Raw genomic sequence first — 16,420 nt, forward strand, 5'->3', positions numbered from 1 at the left:
CACCTTTTATGTTTGAAGATATCCTGGATGTTACCGACTGTGCCTGCGGGAAAAATCATACGCTCAAAACACGTGATTATATTGTGGAAAAGGATGCGATGTTAAAGCTGCCCGCACTTCTTGGGCGCCTCTTTCCGGATGCAGCTCCACTCGCGGTCTTTGACCGCAACACATACGAAGCAGCGCATCCTAAATTTAACGCCGCACTTCCCGGGGTTCCGGCCTTTATCCTGACAGACGAAGAAATCCATGCCGATGAAAAACAGGTAGGGCTTGTGACGCAAGCGCTCAGGGAAGGCAGCTGTGATCTTCTCCTGGCTGTTGGTTCGGGCGTAATCTGCGATATCGTGCGGTATGTGGCCTTTCAGCAAGATATCCCTTTTATCGCAGTGCCAACCGCCGCAAGCGTAGACGGATTTGTTTCCGATTCCGCGGCAATGACACTTGGCGGCGCGAAAATTACCCTGCCGGCTAAAGCGCCGAATGCCGTAGTCGCAGATCTTGAAATCATCGCTGCCGCTCCCAAAAAAATGACAGCTTCCGGCGTAGGCGATATGCTTAGTAAATATATCAGCATCGCCGACTGGAAGATCGGCCATCTCATTACCGGGGAATATTTTTGTCCTTTCGTGGCTGACCTTACGATTGAAGCTGTCGATATGATCGTGCAGAACATTGAAAAAATCGACAGTGGCGATATCGAGAGTTTTGGCGTATTGATGAAAGGGCTGCTGCTCTCCGGTATTACAATGCAGATGGTCGGAATCACCCGCCCCGCCTCAAGCTTCGAACACCATTTTTCACACTATCTCGAAACTGTGCCGATCGAAGGTGTAAACCGCGCTGCGCTTCATGGAGAAAAAGTGGGAATCGCAACAATCCAGGCGGCAAAATATTACCCCGTCTTTACACGGAGATTAAAGCGCATTTATGAGCAAAACATCCCCAACCAGTTTGACATTGCGCGTGTTAAAGGATACTACGCGCACTATCCGGAAAATATTGTTGCCGCGGTAGAGAAAGAAAATACTCCTACCATTACCTCAAAGCTTGACCGCGAACTTTTGAAGCAGAATTATGACGAAGTCCTGCGGATTGCGGATGAAGTGCCCTCCCCTGGATCCCTTACGGAAACGCTCCGCACCGTTGGCGGATATACGGATTATTCAGCGATTGATATGACGGACGGCCAATTCAGGGAAACCATGAAAATCTGTTGCTATATCCGCAATCGTTTTACCATGCTGCGTCTTATGTGCGATTTTGAATTGTTTGATTTTGATACGGAGCTTGAATTCTAAATCAAGATAGAAAGTGACTGTCCCGGCAAAAAGAGAGCGTCCGGGAAAAACAGGCAAGCCTGCGCGTCATATTGTTTAACTTTTGGGGGGCGTTTCTTATTTTTTCAGAGACAGTCCCCTTATATAACAGCATCTCCTGCCGGAAAATATGATGGTTGGCCGCCCTTGACGGCTTCGTAAAAGCGATGGTATTCTTTTCTCTTTTTCACGTAAGCAGCGCTGTTTTTTTGCTCGGGCAGATGAACGGATTCAATCTCAACAAGATGTTCCTGTGCTTCCCGTATATCTCTATAAACCCCAATATTCGCATAACAAAGCAGCGCGCTTGCAAGCGTCCCCGCTTCTTTGTTGCGGGCGGTATATAATTTCCGTTCAAAGATATCCGCCCGAAGCTGCATCCATACGGAAGAATTTGCACCGCCGCCGACCGCCGTGATCTTGCGGATATCAACGCCAGCGTCTATAAGGCAATCGACGCACCGCCTCATTTCATACGCCTCTCCTTCCATAAGCGCACGGAAAATCTCTCCCCGCGTGGTTCCTAACCGCAACCCCGTAATGGTAGCGGGCGTTTTATCGTCCATATCCGGCGTAGCGCCTCCTGCAAAATAGGGGATCGCCAGCAGGCTGGTCGGTTCTTCCGGAGCCTCGGTGCCGAGGATATCATAGGCGGCGGTGGAGAGTCCCGCTACATCCTTTGCCAGCACGTCGCGGAACCATTTGATGATGCAGCCGCCGGATACGGAAATCGCGTAAGTTACATAGGCCCCTGTATGCAGATAGGGGACAAGCGGCAACTTGAAGTGCATCAGCTTTTCTGTATCAACACTGTTGATATCGAGGATGGGCGTCATGCAATCGACAGTCCCCATGCCGTTTACGAGGTCTCCCGGCTTAAACGCGCCGCCACCGCACGCCGCCAGTATCTGATCATGTCCCCCGATGATGAGCTTCACGGACGTATCCATGCCGAGTATATCCGCGCTTTTCCGATTGAGCGTACCCGTCACACTGCCGCTGGGTACAGTCTGCGGCAGGATATCTGCCCTAAGCCCGACATGGGTCATCGCCCCAGCCCACCACGTTTTTTTCCTGATATTAAACAAGGCGCTGCGCGCGGCAAGGGAATAGTCGCAGGTATGTTCCGCTCCCAGCTTGTATGCCACAAAATCGGCGATAAAGGAAATGCGCCTGACCCGCTCCATCAGCTGTGGTTTGTGTTTTTGCATCCACAGCAATTTATACACCCCAAACATTGGGTCGACAAACTGGCCGCTTGTCTTATAAATCTCGTCTGCGTCTGCCAATTCCAAAAACTCAGGGATTTCCTGTGTGCCCCGCCTGTCCATATAAATCATCGTATTTGCAAGCACACGGTCGTCCTTGTCCATACACACGAACGACTCGCCAAAGGATGTGATGCAGATTGCGCGTACCTCTTTCCCATTGACAGCAGCTACAGATTCCCGCAGCGCTTCAACGGATTTTTGCAGCAGAACCTCCGGGTCGAGCTCATATTGCCCCGGCGCTCCGCACAAAAGGTCATACTCGCGGCGGGCGTGGCTGACAATTTGCGCGTTCTCACCGAATACTGTGCTTTTCACACCCGACGTTCCCACATCAAGACCAATGACATACATAGGGCTTTGCTCCTTCCTTCTTTCCGCGGCACTGCCGCTCGTCCCTAGCTTCTGCTGCGCGCAGCCCACTTCTCCGCGCGTTTGATGACTTCCAGTTCTTCCTCTTCATTTTTCGTAGAAACGCAGAGATAGATCCCCCGGGGATTGACCGCATCCATAAAGTCGTCAAGCTCGTCTGTCGTTACATCGACTACAAGGCCCTTGCCGGCGGCTTGTATTTTTTTGATATATGGCACCCACTGCATGATGGGTTCGTCTTCTGCGACGCCCTGCACCCATTGGATAGCGTTCAGCTTTGGAAGGGTCAGAATATCGTCTGTATGAAGCGCAACATGTTTTCCGTCGATATGAAAAATATTTTGATCCATGTGCTCCATTTCCTGTTTGAGCCCTTCGTAGGCAAATTCCCTGAAATGTTCACGCGATATCATGCTGGAAAAATCGCAGCTTGGAATATGAAGCTTTTGGAAAGAGGGAATATTCATCCAAGTCACAGACAGTTGTCTGGCCTTTTTCAGCTTGTCGTCAAAGTGGTCGTACAGGCGGAAAAAGTCCCCGAGCGCCCGTGTGCCCAACGTACGCATTTTTTGGGGCGCATCGTAGGCAGCGAGCAAAAGCTCCTGTGTTCCGAACATGGCGGCTGCCCAGTCGAGTCCCGGGTGGATGTCCGTATAACCCACCATGAAAAGTCCGGAGCAACTTTCCAGCGCATAATCCGTCATTTCGTCAAGTTTTTTTAAATATTCGCTTTTCCAATCGATACCCGGAAAATCATACTCGTCAAGGGAAAAAGACTCGTCCGCCCATGCCGTCGTTTCACCAAATTCATAGCCTACGCCATAGCATGCGGCAAATACATTGGGACCAAGATTCGGCCAGAACATTGGGAAGGTTTCGGCATGGAAATGTTTCCCGCGCACACCTTGCGCAAACGAATCCACAACGTATTGTGCATCGAACCAGCGTTCACGAAGCGAATTCCACGCCTTATCATATTCCTTCATTTCAAATTCCGCGTTATGGCGCGCAAAGCGGATAGGCGGCCGGTCAAGCAGCTCCCCTTCAAACCAGGCATATATGCGTTCCATGCATTTTTCAAAATCTTTTTTGGTTTCAAGCTGTAAATCCCAGCCGCCAACCCGTTCAAAAAATCCGCTCATTGTATACCTCCGTTCTTCGTTTTGCGGTACGTCCGTTACAGAACGATCAGTTCGTAGTTTAGATAGGTCTGGAACGCATCCTTCACTGCATTCAGATATTTGCCTTTAGTGAACGTAGTATGGTGCCGGTAACCATTTTTTCCCATATAGATAAGTTTTTCTTCCAGATTTTCGATGTGGGCAACTCCGGCGCAACCAAAATAAGTATTCTCTATCGGGTCATCCGTGATTTGTCCTTCATCCACATAAGCGTACAGTTTCCCATTCATCGTAGCAGCGCTGGCATACGTCATATCCATCGGGGCAATACGTCCTTCGTCAACACCCCATCCATAATCCGGGCCGTTGCCCTTGGCAAACATTTTATGGATGCCAACCTGTCCCCGGCCAGTCATCAACCGTCGCGCAATCGGGCCGCAGTGGAAGAGAATACACTTATCCGGCTCCCCGCCATAATTGTTGTTCCAGTCCACACAGCCGGCAGGCAATTCGGACGCCGCAGACAGTGCATACATGGTGACTGTGTTGGCAACGTCCATTTCGCAGGAGGCAGCGATCCCCCGGTCGTTAAGCTCGCTTAAAAGCACGCACGGCGCAACGCCAAATTCCCGGTGCATTTCATCCCAGCAACGGATAGACACTGTATCGAGATGGTATTCGTCCATCATATCGTCAATTGCAACGGATATTTTTGCCAGCACTGTAAATTTATCGTCCGGTACCCGGGAAAAATCGGCATATGCACTCAGCCAATCCTTTTTCTCGCGTACGGCGTCCCGGCAATCTTTCATAGACCGGATGCGTGCGAACAACTCGCTGAGGTCGTAGGACTCAAAGGTGATGCCATATTTTTGCAGCGCCAATTCGTCGTAACGCACTGTTTTGAATTTTGTCGTGCGCGCCCCGATTCCACCGATCGAAAACCGTTTCAGCTTCTTCACGATTCTGCATACGGCGGCAAAATCCTGCAAATTTTGCGCGAAAGCGCCCGACTGCGGATGTGCGACGTGGAGCGGATACACGGAATAGGGAATCCCGTATTGGCCCAGCATATCCTCAATACTTAGCTTGCCGCAATAGGCGTCACGCCGATTCTCGAAATCCATTTTTCCAATTTCATCGGGGTACGCTTGCACATAAATGGGAACTCCTGCATCGCGCACAGCCGCAACCGCCCCGTTTTCGTCGCCGAAGTTAGGCAGACAGATAATAACACCATCGTATTTCCCTTCGTTTTGTTTTAGAAAATTTGCGTAAATCCTGCCTTCTTCCGGAGTTTCAACCGCACCGTACCGGGTTGCGTTTTCATCCATAATCAAATAGTCACAGCCCGCGTCCGAGATTGCCTGTTTCAATTCCTGCCGTGCGCCGGCAATCAGGCTTTCCGGAAAAAATCCCCGATTTCCAAAATAAAGCGCGAATGTTTGTCTACCCATTTTAATTCTCCTTGTATCATAAATTTTGCAGGCTTAAGTACATCTGCAAGTATACTTTTTTGTTATCTTCTAAAAAGAGTGGTTTTCGCCCTTATTCCTAAAGCCGCGGCAACTCCCGGTTTATAAAACCGGTTTTCTCCACCAGCTCGGTAGTGAGCATAAAAGGTGTGCAGGGAACGCTTTCTATTCCGTCTCCCATCATCTGAAGGATTCTTTTCGCAGCTTCCTCGCCGATCGCTTCCTTAGGATGTTTTGCCGTGACAATCCGCATAGACGTGGGCTGCGTTTCAAAAGCGTCGTCAATCCCGCCGATCGCCACACCACGGATTCCTTCCTGCGACAGGCGGGTGTGAAGCTCGCCCGCAATCTGGTCGTTATAACACATAACCGCCGTACACGGCACCTTCCCTGTAAAGGCCTCCAGTACGCCCGTTTGTTCGAGCGGCAGTTTCCGCTTGGTCGTGTAATAATAAATATCGTCTTCGCGGATTTCCATCTGTGCGTCGTGCAGTGCCTGCAAATAGCCGCCCAGCCTTTCCCTGCCCTGCATGTCGTCAATTTTAAACAGCCCCGCGATCCTTTTATGTCCGCCTTCGATGAGCCGCCTTGTGACCGCTTCCGCGCTTTCCCTATCGTTTATGAGCACGCTTGGGAAAAGCTCTTTATCGTAATAATTGTGCATGAAGACAACTGGCAGCTGTTTTTGTTTGAGAAGAAAATAGGTATCCATATTCGGATTAGGGAGTGCAGAACAGGTTCCCTCCACAAGAAGGCCGCTGAGTCCCGAATGCAGCATACGTTCCAATATTTCCCCCTCGGTCTGCCAGCGGTTGTTGGTGATGGCAAGTTCTGTCGCGTAGCCGTTTTTACTGAGGGTGGATTCCACCCCGCGCAGGATAGAGGGGAAAATATAATCGTTCAGACAACTGAAAATTACGCCGATGGTTTTATTGCGCACAAGGCCGCCCGCATTTGCGACGTAGGTTCCGCTTCCCTTCACCGTTCGCAATGTGCCGTCCCGCGCAAGCGTATCGATGGCATTCCTAACCGTTTGTCTGCTGAAGGAAAAGCGGCTGCAAAGAGCCTGCTCGGACGGGAGCCGGTCGCCATTTTTCAAGGCGCCTGTTTGAATCTGTTCTATGATCCAGTTCCTGAGGGCGAGGTATTTAAAGCCGCCGTTTATACTTGTCATCCGTACCCATTCCTTTCCCCTGCCCGCTTGTGCCGCATCATCCTGTATTCCCGATTGCGGGATTAATTATAGTACAGAATAATTAGCAAAGAAATGATAACTTTTGAAATTTGATATAAAGTTGTAATTAAATTTCACACAAAATATAATACAAGCATGAAGATGGGATTAAGGCACGCAGAAAAAGGAACCCCGCTTCTATTCGGAGACAGTCTTTTTCACCTCGCGCCGCTGCTTTCCAAAAAGCATTGTGTCGAATCACCTGCTCTGCTATAATAGTATAGGTGTTTTTTGTCGCCGCAGCCTTAAATAAATCAATTTCGAGGTATAAATTATGTCTAGATGTGTTGGAACAGTTTCACGCGGGATCCGGACCCCTATTATACGCGAGGGTGATGATCTCGCTTCCATCGTTGTTTCGAGTGTGCTCGAGGCCGCGAAAGAAGATGAATTTACATTAAACGACCGCGATGTGATCGCCGTAACCGAGGCGGTCGTGGCACGTGCGCAAGGCAATTATGCTACGGTGGACGATATCGCCTGCGATATCAGGTCCAAATATGGCGATAGCACGATCGGCGTTATTTTTCCCATACTTTCCCGCAACCGCTTTGCGATCTGCCTACGCGGAATTGCCCGGGGTGCAAAAAAGATCGTCCTCATGCTTTCCTATCCTTCGGACGAGGTTGGCAACCATCTCGTTTCACTGGATCAGGTAGAGGAAAAGGGCGTCAATCCGTGGAGCGATATACTGACGCTTGAGCAATACCGCGAACTATTTGGCGTGAACCTCCATCCATTTACGGGTATAGATTACGTGGAATATTACGAAAGCCTCATCCGCGAAGAGGGCGCCGAAGTGGAAATCATTTTTGCAAATGATCCATGCGCAGTACTTTCTTATACCGACCACGTGCTGTGCTGTGATATCCACACGCGCGAACGTTCCAAAAATAAACTTACGGCAGCGGGTGTAAAAACGCTTTATGCCCTCGATGATATTATGGCGGAATCCATTGACGGCAGCGGTTTCAATGCCGAATACGGTATTCTGGGTTCCAATAAGTCTACGGAAGATAAGGTGAAATTATTCCCACAGGCCTGTGATGGATTTGTAGATGACGTACAGCGTATGGTCTTTGAAAAAACGGGAAAACATGTAGAAGTTATGGTATATGGTGACGGTGCGTTCAAAGATCCCGTTGGTAAAATTTGGGAGTTGGCGGATCCTGTCGTTTCTCCCGCGCATACCGTCGGGCTTACGGGTACGCCCAACGAGCTTAAATTGAAATATCTCGCTGACAATCAGTTCGCAGATCTTGAAGGCGAGGATCTCCACGCCGCAATCAGACAATATATCAAAGCCAAAAACCAGGATCTTAAAGGTTCCATGGAATCGCAGGGAACTACGCCCCGCCGCCTGACTGACCTGATCGGTTCATTGTGTGACCTGACCTCAGGCAGCGGCGATAAGGGAACTCCTGTTGTGCTGGTGCAGGGATATTTTGATAACTACGCCGATGCCGATTAAACAAATGTTGCGTAAAAGCCGTTGTATATGCAATGGCTTTTATTTTTTGCTTCGGTTCCGGGGCGCTTTTAACGAGGCGCCGTTTGCCCTGCATTTTTTAAGTTATCCCTTTACTAATTTACCACGATGAATTATAATATCATGGTAATCAAAATTATGGTACAAGGAGAAAGAACGAAATGAAAAAAGTATTACTGATTGCACTCGTGTCTATCCTCGCAGTTTCCGTATTTGTGGGCTGTGCACCTGCTGCAAGCGGTGGAGATAATGCCCCCGCTGCCAACGAAGAATTTGTAAAGATGGGGGAAGAGGCTGCCAAAAACGGCGATGATTCCCTGAAAAACGTTATGGACAAGGGCGAATTTATTGTAGGCCTTGACGATAGCTTCCCTCCTATGGGATTTCGTGACGAAGACGGCAACCTAACCGGCTTTGATATCGAACTTGCAAAGGCAGTTGCAGAGCATATGGGCGTAAATGCCAACCTTCAGGCAATTGACTGGAAAGCCAAGGAACTTGAACTTGAATCCGGCAATATCGATATGATTTGGAATGGTTATACCATCACGCCGGAGCGTCAGGAGCAGGTATTGATGAGCGAACCTTACATGGAAAATATGCAGGTTGTTGTCGTACCGGCTGATTCTTCCATTAAAACTCTTGCGGATCTTGCCGGGAAAAAAGTCGCCGTGCAGGACGGTTCTTCTGCCCAGGAAGCCATCGCCGATAATGCGGAGCTCGCCGCTTCCATTGGCGAACAAATTGATTTTAAAGATAATGTAACCGCATTGATGGATGTGTCCTCCGGCCAGACTGATGCGCTTGCGGTGGATCTTGTGGTTGCAAACTATTACCTTGCCAAAGACCCGGATAAATATGTTATACTGGAAGAAACATTATCTCCTGAACAATATGGTATCGGTTTCAGGAAGTCTGACCAGGCATTGCATGACGCCATCATGCAGGCGCTTAGCGAAATGAAGGAAGACGGCACCGCCGCCGAACTGAGTGAAAAATGGTTCGGCAAGGACGTTACCACCTTCTAGGTTTTACGAAAATCGAATGAACCGGGCAGTATTTTGCAATGCTGCCCGATTTTTCATCCTTTGATTAGAGGTATCATTATGAACATTCTCGGTACATTTGCAGAACTTGCACAAGGCCTAGGCGTAACCTTAGCTTTATTCGCGCTGACGCTTGTCTGTTCTATTCCGCTCGGCTTCCTCGGTTCCCATGTAAGCCTTGGTAAAAATAAGCCTGCCAAATTTATCTATAATATTTATCTTGTGGTAATGCGCGGTACTCCGCTTATCCTCCAGGTGTTGTTTATGTATTTCGGCCTAAACCTGGCGGGCATCCATATTGGACGGTTTGAATCGGCGTTACTTTCTTTCGTGCTGAATTACACTGCTTATTTCAGCGAAATCTTCCGCGGCGGCATCCAGTCTATTAACCGCGGCCAATATGAGGCCGCTTCCGTACTTGGGCTTTCCAAAGGGCTTACAATGCGCAAAATCGTGATCCCGCAGGTGTTCAAAATTGTACTGCCCTCTCTCGGGAACGAAGTAATCAACTTAGTAAAAGATACGGCGCTCGTCAGTATCATCGCCCTTGGCGATTTGCTCAAAATTGCATATTCGGCATCCATGCGCGAGGCCAACATTATGCCGCTCGTCGCGGCAGCGGTTTTCTATCTCGCCATCAATGCCGTCGTATCCCTTGTGCTGAAAAAGATCGAAAAGCGTATGAATTATTACAGGATTTAAGGTGAACGATATGAGCGTACTTGAAGTAAATAAACTGAATAAGAGTTTTGGCGGCACGCACGTCTTAAAGGATGTGGATCTTTCCTTGGAAAAAGGCGAAACAATGGCCATCATAGGTCCTTCCGGCAGCGGAAAATCCACCCTGCTGCGTTGCATCAATTGTTTGGAGCGGGCGGAAAAAGGCAAAATTATCCTTGACGGTATCACCATTGCAGAAGAAAAAAACGGCATAACCGAATACCTCCCGGATGAACAGTTGCGCGACGCACGCCTGCATCTTGGAATGGTATTCCAGAATTTCAACTTGTTTCCTCACCTTAACGTACTGGAAAACCTGACGCTTGCACCGATAAATGTAGACCATGTTTCGAAAGAAAAGGCAGCAGCAACCGCAATGGATCTGCTGAAAAAGGTAGGGCTTGCGGACCGCGCGGATGCCTACCCCTGTGAGCTCTCCGGCGGTCAAAGCCAGCGCGTAGCCATCGCGCGGGCACTTGCCATGGATCCCGATATCCTATGCTTTGACGAGCCAACCTCCGCCCTCGATCCGGAGCTTACGGGCGAAGTACTTCAGGTTATTAAAGGGCTCGCCGCGGAACACATGACAATGCTGATCGTCACCCACGAGATGGGCTTTGCCAAGGAAGTTGCAAGCCAGGTGGTATTTATGGATGATGGGCGCATACTAGAGCGTGGTACGCCTGATGAACTTTTGGTAAATCCGAAGGAAGCGCGTATCCGTTCCTTTCTCGATAAGCTTTTAAGCGTATAAAAATTGCAAAAAACAAGCCGCCGGTCACCAAAACGGCAGCTTGTTTTTTATTTGCCTGCATGCAATATTACGCATCCCAATATTTTTTGATATATTGCGCGCTCGCCCGCAGCAGCTCCGGTGTTCCTGCAACTTCCAACGTTGAATAGCGGATTTCTTTCCTGTCCTTTAATACATCAATCACACCTTTGATGTCAATCACGCCTGTTCCTACTTCAATCGTCGAGAAACCGCATCCATACCGTGTGCCGCGTGCCGGAAGCCACTCCTCGCCCAAGTCTTTCCAATGGATATGATATATTTTATCTTTATATTTCTTCGCAAGCTCTACCGGATCTGTTCCTCCCAGCCAGCTATTTCCCGTATCCATGTTGACGCCAAGCGCTTCCGGGTTTCCAAGTAATTCCATAACATCACCGATTCCCGTAATCGAATCTGTCAGTGGGCCATGTGGCTCCAGACACAATTTCACGCCATAATCTGCAGCCATTCGGCAGGGTTCATACAATTTTTCCGCTGTTATAAAAACAGTCTGCTCATAGGAAAGGTTTTTGGCCCATTCGCTTTTAGCAAATGTTTCTGTCGTGATGACGTCCCGTATGCCAATCGCAGCTGCAAATTTAATTGCTTTCATAATCTCTGACGTCGCAAAGTTTGCAGGACTGGACGGTTCCAATAGCGATGCATGCGCGCTCAGCGTCATAATATTCATCCCATATTTCTCGAACGTTCTTTTGATTTCAAACGGATTCCCATCCAGGCTAACCGACGCCGAAAGCCCTGCAGAAGCAAACATGCTGCCGCTTGCATGGGTATCGGTAATATCAGCACAGGTAAATCCCGCCTCCTTTGCACATTCAAGGTTCCGCTCAAGTGAAGTAAACGGTTCCAATGCCAAAAATACTCCAACCTCCATAATAAATATCCCCCTGTTCATTTATTTAAAAGAAATCCAAAATTTTGTGATATGTTATTAGTATACAGGTAATGCATAAGGATTACAATTTTAGTTTCAGGCTTTTTATTGCAGTGCAAACATGCTACAATAAAAAAAGTTCTAATAATAAGAAACAGAGGATTTTTTTCATGCTTACCAAGTTGGAACAAGACTATACAATCCGCGCTTATGATGTGGATACGCGTGGAAAATGGAGACCCTCCGCCATCCTTACTCGCATGCAGGAAATCGCGGAAGACCATGCTATCGCCGTCCACTGCGGCAGAAAGGAACTGGTGGAAGAACGCGGGATGGCGTGGATGCTTACCCGCCTGCATCTTGAAATGAAACGGTATCCCAACCTTATGGATGGGATTAAAGTCGTCACTTGGCCTGGAAAGCCGACGCGGCTCTTTTTTGTGCGCCACACGATGTTTTTCGATGCCCGGGGAGAGGAATTGGGGCGCGCCACTTCGCTATGGGTACTGTTTCATATCACGGGGCGCTTCCTATGCCGTACCGGCGATATTGGTGAAAATTATCCATATGATCTTTCCCATGGCATTGCCCTCCCCGATCCCGGAAAAATAAAACTTCCGGATAATATGAAGCATGTTCTCACACGCACGGTGGCATACAGCGAGGTCGATATGAATAGTCATCTTAACAATGCAAAGTATGCGGACTGGATTTGCGAATTGTTTGACCTTAATATCCTGAAGCGCGATTCCATCCGGGATTTCAGGATTAATTTTATTGCCGAAGCCTATATGGGACAGTCGGTAGACCTGTACCGGAAAGACGTTGACGGCGTATCTTATATTTGTGGAAAAACGGAAGATAAAACAGTGTTTGACGCTTCCGTTATTTGGGAAAATGGGGGGACTACATTATGACGAAGCGTATTGGTATTTTAACAAGCGGAGGGGACTGCCCCGGTCTTAACGCGGCAATCCGCGGCGTAGCGCGTGCCGCGTACGACCGTATGGAGGGCGTTGAAATCATTGGTATTGCCGATGGTTATTCCGGTCTCATCAAAGGCGATTACCGTGTGATGGACAAGAGCGAATTCTCAGGCATCCTGACTCTGGGAGGAACGATCCTCGGCACGGCGCGCACCCCGTTCAAGGATATGCGTAAAATAGGCGACGACAACGTGGACAAAGTGTCAAGTATGGTGAAAAATTATGAGAAAATGGGGCTCGATTGTCTATGCACACTTGGCGGGAACGGTACGCACAAGACGGCGAACCTTCTTTCCGAAGAAGGACTCAATGTTATTGGCCTCCCCAAAACCATCGACAACGATCTTTGGGGAACAGACGTCACCTTTGGATTCCATACTGCCGTAGATATCGCAACCGATGTAATTGACCGCGTCCATACCACAGCTGCCAGCCATGGCCGTGTGATGGTAGTGGAACTGATGGGCAATAAAGCCGGATGGCTCACAATTTATGCCGGCGTTGCCGGCGGCGCAGACGTGGTTGTGATCCCTGAAATCCCTTACGACCGTGAGACGGTAATTGAAGCGGTGCGAAAACGCGCGGAACGCGGGAAAGCCTTCTCTATTGTCGCCATTGCGGAAGGCGCAATCAGGAACGATGAGGCGGATTTGAAACGTAAAGAAATCCGTGAAAAACGTTCGGCTGAGGGTTTTACGTCGGTATCGGCCCGGCTTGCCCATGCAATTGAGGCAACGACAGGAATTGAAACGCGTGTCGTAGTGCCCGGCCATATCCAGCGCGGAGGAAGCCCCAGTGCATATGATCGGGTTCTTTCGACAAAATTCGGCGTACAAGCCGCGGAATTGATCTATCAAAAAAAATTCGGTTACACTGTAGCCCTGCAAAAGGATAAGCTAACGCAAAATAAGTTATCCGATGTTGCCGGGAAGACAAAATTTGTCACACCGGATAGCGATATTGTCCGCGCGGCGCGCAATATTGGCATTTGCCTCGGAGATTGAATTATGACAAAAATACCGCTGTCGATAGCCAATTAATCGGCAGCGGTATTTTTGTTTTAGAGTTTTATGGCTCCATACGCTTCAGCCAGCCCACTGACCGCTAGGCCCGCCCTGCCCGCATAGCATCGCAGGAAACCTTCCGCAACCTCGGTATTTTCAGCTTTTACGACTATAGGCTTTTTCAGGAACATCCCCAGTGTAGAGGTAAAGCTCCACAGGTCAAAAAACGGTTCTAAACTGCCAAAATCCAAAATTACAGCATCCGCATCTCCTGCATCGGCAGGAATTGCATCCATCAGGCAATAATAATCCCCGCCCTGCATTCCGGCTACGATACTGTCCGTGCATACCTTCATTTCCGTTGTGCGAAGCCCTGCAACCGGTATCGCTTCATATGCGGATGCAAGCATCTCGCCTGCGCCCCGCGGCTGCTCGGAAACTTCCGTCTCCATCACCGCAGCACGGAGGGCTTTGATGTGATCCGGCCCGCTGCCGCAGCATCCCCCAATAAGCCGCACTCCCCTTTTTATAAAATCAGGAGCCAGACGTGCAAAGTCCTCTGGTTTCTGTTTAAAGACCGCAACCCCGGACTCCATTTCCGGCAGTCCTGCATTCGGTTTTACGGAAAGGGGAATGTTGACTGCCCCCGCCATTTCGCCAATTGGCTCCAGAAGGCTTTCCGGGCCGCCTGAGCAGTTTGCTCCTACAAACATTGCGCCAAGCGCCGCGCACGTGACCGCGCAGGCTGCCGGTGTGTTTCCAGACATCGTTCTTCCTCCATCGAATGTCATACTGGAAATAACCGCGAGGCCGCCAATCTCCTGTGCTGCAACCATTGCCGCCCGCATTTCGTTTAAGTCGGTAAACGTCTCAAAATTTATAAGGGAAACACCCGCGTCTTTAATGGGTTTTAGCTGCTGTTTGAATACCTCTACCATAGAATCAAAAACCATATCGCCCGCAGGCTGGAAAAAAAGCCCTGTCGGCCCGATCGACGCTGCCACCGCCACATTCGTTCCCGCTGTACAGGAAAGTGCCAGACGCGCTCCCTCATAGTTCAGTTCATACAGTTTATCCTCCAGGCCATGGTTCCGAAGCGACGGCGCGTTTGCGCAAAAAGTATTTGTCTGGATCACATCGGCTCCGGCAGCAATATAGTCTTCATACACTTCTTTTACCTTTTCCGGATGCGTCAGGTTCCATTCTTCCGCACTGTCTCCGCCCGAAAGGCCCTTAAGCTGGAGCATCACGCCTTTGGATCCGTCATATATAAGTGCCCTGTCTTTGCATTGTTTCAATAAATTCATATAGATTTCCTTTCCGCTACCAGTTTCTTTCCCTATTATACTGCATCTTTCTTTCCGATTGAACCATAAAGTTGCATATTTATCAGAAAATAGGGGTATCATATTCTTACCGCGTATGCAGCATTTCCTTATTGTTTGAATTTATGAAAAATGCTGTAATAAAAATTCTGGAGGCATATTGTCATGAACCAAATCCGGTCTCGGGACAAAAGTATATTGAGACGTTATGAAGTCATTGGAGCCGTTATTGTCTGTATTCTGGCTCCCGTATTTCATTTTCTTTTTGAATGGTCGGGCGGGAACCCGTTTGTCGGAATATTCGCCGCTGTCAACGAAAGTGTCTGGGAGCATACAAAAATTGTGTATTTTCCTTTCCTCTTTTTCTCCGTTGCAGAATATTTTATCCTGAAACCGGACTTTCAGCGTTTCCTCATCGCCAAAGCAACCTCTATGGGGCTTATCTTGCTGCTGATGGTCACCTTTTTCTATACGTATTCCGGTATGTTCGGCGCAGAAAGCCTGATCGTAGATATTATCTTTACCTTTGTGCTCACGATCATCGCTTTTATGGTCTCTTATAAGATATATCTTTCAAAGCGCGGCTCCGGGCAATATTTTCTCCCAGCTCTTATTTTGTTTTTTGCCGTCCTTGCAATGGAACTTTTATTCACCGCCTTCCCACCCCATATTCCATTGTTTCAGGATTCCGTGACCGGAGTGTTTGGCTTCCCCGTATAAAGCAGACACAGAAAAGCCATCTGCTTCTGGGGTGGACTCTTAGGGAAATCTCTCTCCTCTTTCTTTATTTCGATGTTATTCAGGCAGGAAAAAAGGGCGTTATTTCTAACGTCCTTCTTTTCTATCCCGTTTATTGGGCTGCCAATTGCCCAATCTTGTTTAGTCTTTTTGTATTTTCTTATATCTGCCTGCTATTCACTGTTTTTTCATTTTTATCTTATTTCGAATGCGCCTTCCAAAGCCCGTGGAGATTGCAATACTCAAAGATAACAAATTCGTCTGAATCAACGTGAAAATCTGCTCTTGGATGCTCGCCGGGTTTCAGTACGTGGCGCTGGATCAGATCCGGCGTTTCAACCGCAATCCATTCAATATGATGCTCGTCAAGCATCGGATGTTCCACGCTTCCTACCTGTACGGAAACCACATCTCCATTCTTCTCATAAACCGGGACATGCTTTTCCTGAGCTGCATCGACCGTATTGGGTTCGAGCTTTATCATTGGTTTACCGCAGCACACAAGCTCCCCGCCGCCGTCTTTTACCATTTCAACAATATTTCCGCATAGTTCACATCTGTAAAGAATCACTTTTTCTTCCATGACCGTTTCCCCTTATTCAAAAAAATTCAGACGCTTCCATCTGTACTTTTTTAATAAACACGCTCCCTTT

At 48.7% G+C, this 16,420-nt stretch carries 15 protein-coding genes; 8 read left to right on the forward strand and 7 right to left on the reverse strand.

Annotated elements, in window-relative coordinates:
• The first annotated feature begins 8 nt into the window (after window positions 1-8).
• Window positions 9-1,301 carry a sn-glycerol-1-phosphate dehydrogenase gene (locus H8S18_RS03365; RefSeq protein ID WP_186856870.1) on the forward strand — a complete coding sequence of 431 codons (1,293 nt, stop codon included), beginning with the start codon at window positions 9-11 and terminating at the stop codon, window positions 1,299-1,301.
• A 119-nt stretch (window positions 1,302-1,420) separates the two neighbouring features.
• Here H8S18_RS03365 and H8S18_RS03370 read toward each other — a convergent pair whose 3' ends face one another.
• From H8S18_RS03370 to H8S18_RS03385, 4 genes are all read right to left on the reverse strand, one after another.
• Window positions 1,421-2,941 (reverse strand): FGGY-family carbohydrate kinase, encoded by a 1,521-nt coding sequence (locus tag H8S18_RS03370; RefSeq protein ID WP_186856871.1) that lies wholly within the window; start codon window positions 2,939-2,941, stop codon window positions 1,421-1,423.
• A gap of 44 nt (window positions 2,942-2,985) precedes the next feature.
• The gene (locus tag H8S18_RS03375) at window positions 2,986-4,101 is read right to left on the reverse strand and encodes a hypothetical protein (protein ID WP_186856872.1); all 1,116 of its coding nucleotides are present in this window, start codon (window positions 4,099-4,101) and stop codon (window positions 2,986-2,988) included.
• 35 nt (window positions 4,102-4,136) lie between these two features.
• A complete protein-coding gene (locus tag H8S18_RS03380; protein ID WP_186856873.1) occupies window positions 4,137-5,537 on the reverse strand; it encodes an L-fucose/L-arabinose isomerase family protein in 1,401 nt (466 codons plus the stop codon).
• A 97-nt stretch (window positions 5,538-5,634) separates the two neighbouring features.
• The gene (locus H8S18_RS03385; protein ID WP_186856874.1) at window positions 5,635-6,729 is read right to left on the reverse strand and encodes a GntR family transcriptional regulator; all 1,095 of its coding nucleotides are present in this window, start codon (window positions 6,727-6,729) and stop codon (window positions 5,635-5,637) included.
• Between the two features lie 334 nt (window positions 6,730-7,063).
• Here H8S18_RS03385 and H8S18_RS03390 point away from each other — a divergent pair, with 334 nt between their 5' ends.
• The 4 genes from H8S18_RS03390 to H8S18_RS03405 all read left to right on the forward strand — a co-directional run bounded on the left by H8S18_RS03390 (window position 7,064) and on the right by H8S18_RS03405 (window position 10,798).
• Window positions 7,064-8,260 (forward strand): coenzyme F420-0:L-glutamate ligase, encoded by a 1,197-nt coding sequence (locus tag H8S18_RS03390; RefSeq protein WP_186856875.1) that lies wholly within the window; start codon window positions 7,064-7,066, stop codon window positions 8,258-8,260.
• Between the two features lie 179 nt (window positions 8,261-8,439).
• Window positions 8,440-9,306 (forward strand): amino acid ABC transporter substrate-binding protein, encoded by an 867-nt coding sequence (locus tag H8S18_RS03395; protein WP_186856876.1) that lies wholly within the window; start codon window positions 8,440-8,442, stop codon window positions 9,304-9,306.
• Window positions 9,307-9,384: 78 nt separating this feature from the next.
• Window positions 9,385-10,026: an amino acid ABC transporter permease gene (locus H8S18_RS03400; RefSeq protein WP_186856877.1), complete on the forward strand. Its 642-nt coding sequence runs from the start codon at window positions 9,385-9,387 to the stop codon at window positions 10,024-10,026.
• 10 nt (window positions 10,027-10,036) lie between these two features.
• On the forward strand, window positions 10,037-10,798 hold the full coding sequence (locus tag H8S18_RS03405) for an amino acid ABC transporter ATP-binding protein (RefSeq protein ID WP_186856878.1): 762 nt from the start codon (window positions 10,037-10,039) through the stop codon (window positions 10,796-10,798).
• Between the two features lie 67 nt (window positions 10,799-10,865).
• On the opposite strand, the gene H8S18_RS03410 is transcribed toward H8S18_RS03405, so the two are convergent.
• Entirely contained in the window at window positions 10,866-11,714 is an 849-nt protein-coding gene (locus H8S18_RS03410; RefSeq protein ID WP_186856879.1) for a sugar phosphate isomerase/epimerase family protein, read from the reverse strand.
• Between the two features lie 170 nt (window positions 11,715-11,884).
• Between H8S18_RS03410 and H8S18_RS03415 the strand changes: the two genes are divergently transcribed.
• On the forward strand, window positions 11,885-12,631 hold the full coding sequence (locus H8S18_RS03415) for an acyl-[acyl-carrier-protein] thioesterase (RefSeq protein ID WP_186856880.1): 747 nt from the start codon (window positions 11,885-11,887) through the stop codon (window positions 12,629-12,631).
• Complete coding sequence (locus H8S18_RS03420; RefSeq protein ID WP_186856881.1) at window positions 12,628-13,704, forward strand: 6-phosphofructokinase; 1,077 nt, start codon at window positions 12,628-12,630, stop codon at window positions 13,702-13,704. Before H8S18_RS03415 ends, H8S18_RS03420 begins: the two co-directional genes overlap by 4 nt.
• 56 nt (window positions 13,705-13,760) lie before the next feature.
• On the opposite strand, the gene H8S18_RS03425 is transcribed toward H8S18_RS03420, so the two are convergent.
• On the reverse strand, window positions 13,761-15,011 hold the full coding sequence (locus H8S18_RS03425) for a homocysteine S-methyltransferase family protein (RefSeq protein WP_186856882.1): 1,251 nt from the start codon (window positions 15,009-15,011) through the stop codon (window positions 13,761-13,763).
• Between the two features lie 183 nt (window positions 15,012-15,194).
• Between H8S18_RS03425 and H8S18_RS03430 the strand changes: the two genes are divergently transcribed.
• The gene (locus H8S18_RS03430; RefSeq protein WP_186856883.1) at window positions 15,195-15,749 is read left to right on the forward strand and encodes a DUF6512 family protein; all 555 of its coding nucleotides are present in this window, start codon (window positions 15,195-15,197) and stop codon (window positions 15,747-15,749) included.
• 217 nt (window positions 15,750-15,966) lie between these two features.
• On the opposite strand, the gene H8S18_RS03435 is transcribed toward H8S18_RS03430, so the two are convergent.
• Window positions 15,967-16,350, reverse strand: coding sequence for a desulfoferrodoxin (locus tag H8S18_RS03435; protein WP_186856884.1), 384 nt, complete (start codon window positions 16,348-16,350; stop codon window positions 15,967-15,969).
• Between the last annotated feature and the right edge of the window lie 70 nt (window positions 16,351-16,420).

The sequence above is a fragment of the Christensenella tenuis genome (genome assembly GCF_014287795.1).
In the GTDB taxonomy this organism is placed as follows: Bacteria; Bacillota; Clostridia; order Christensenellales; family Christensenellaceae; genus Christensenella; species Christensenella tenuis.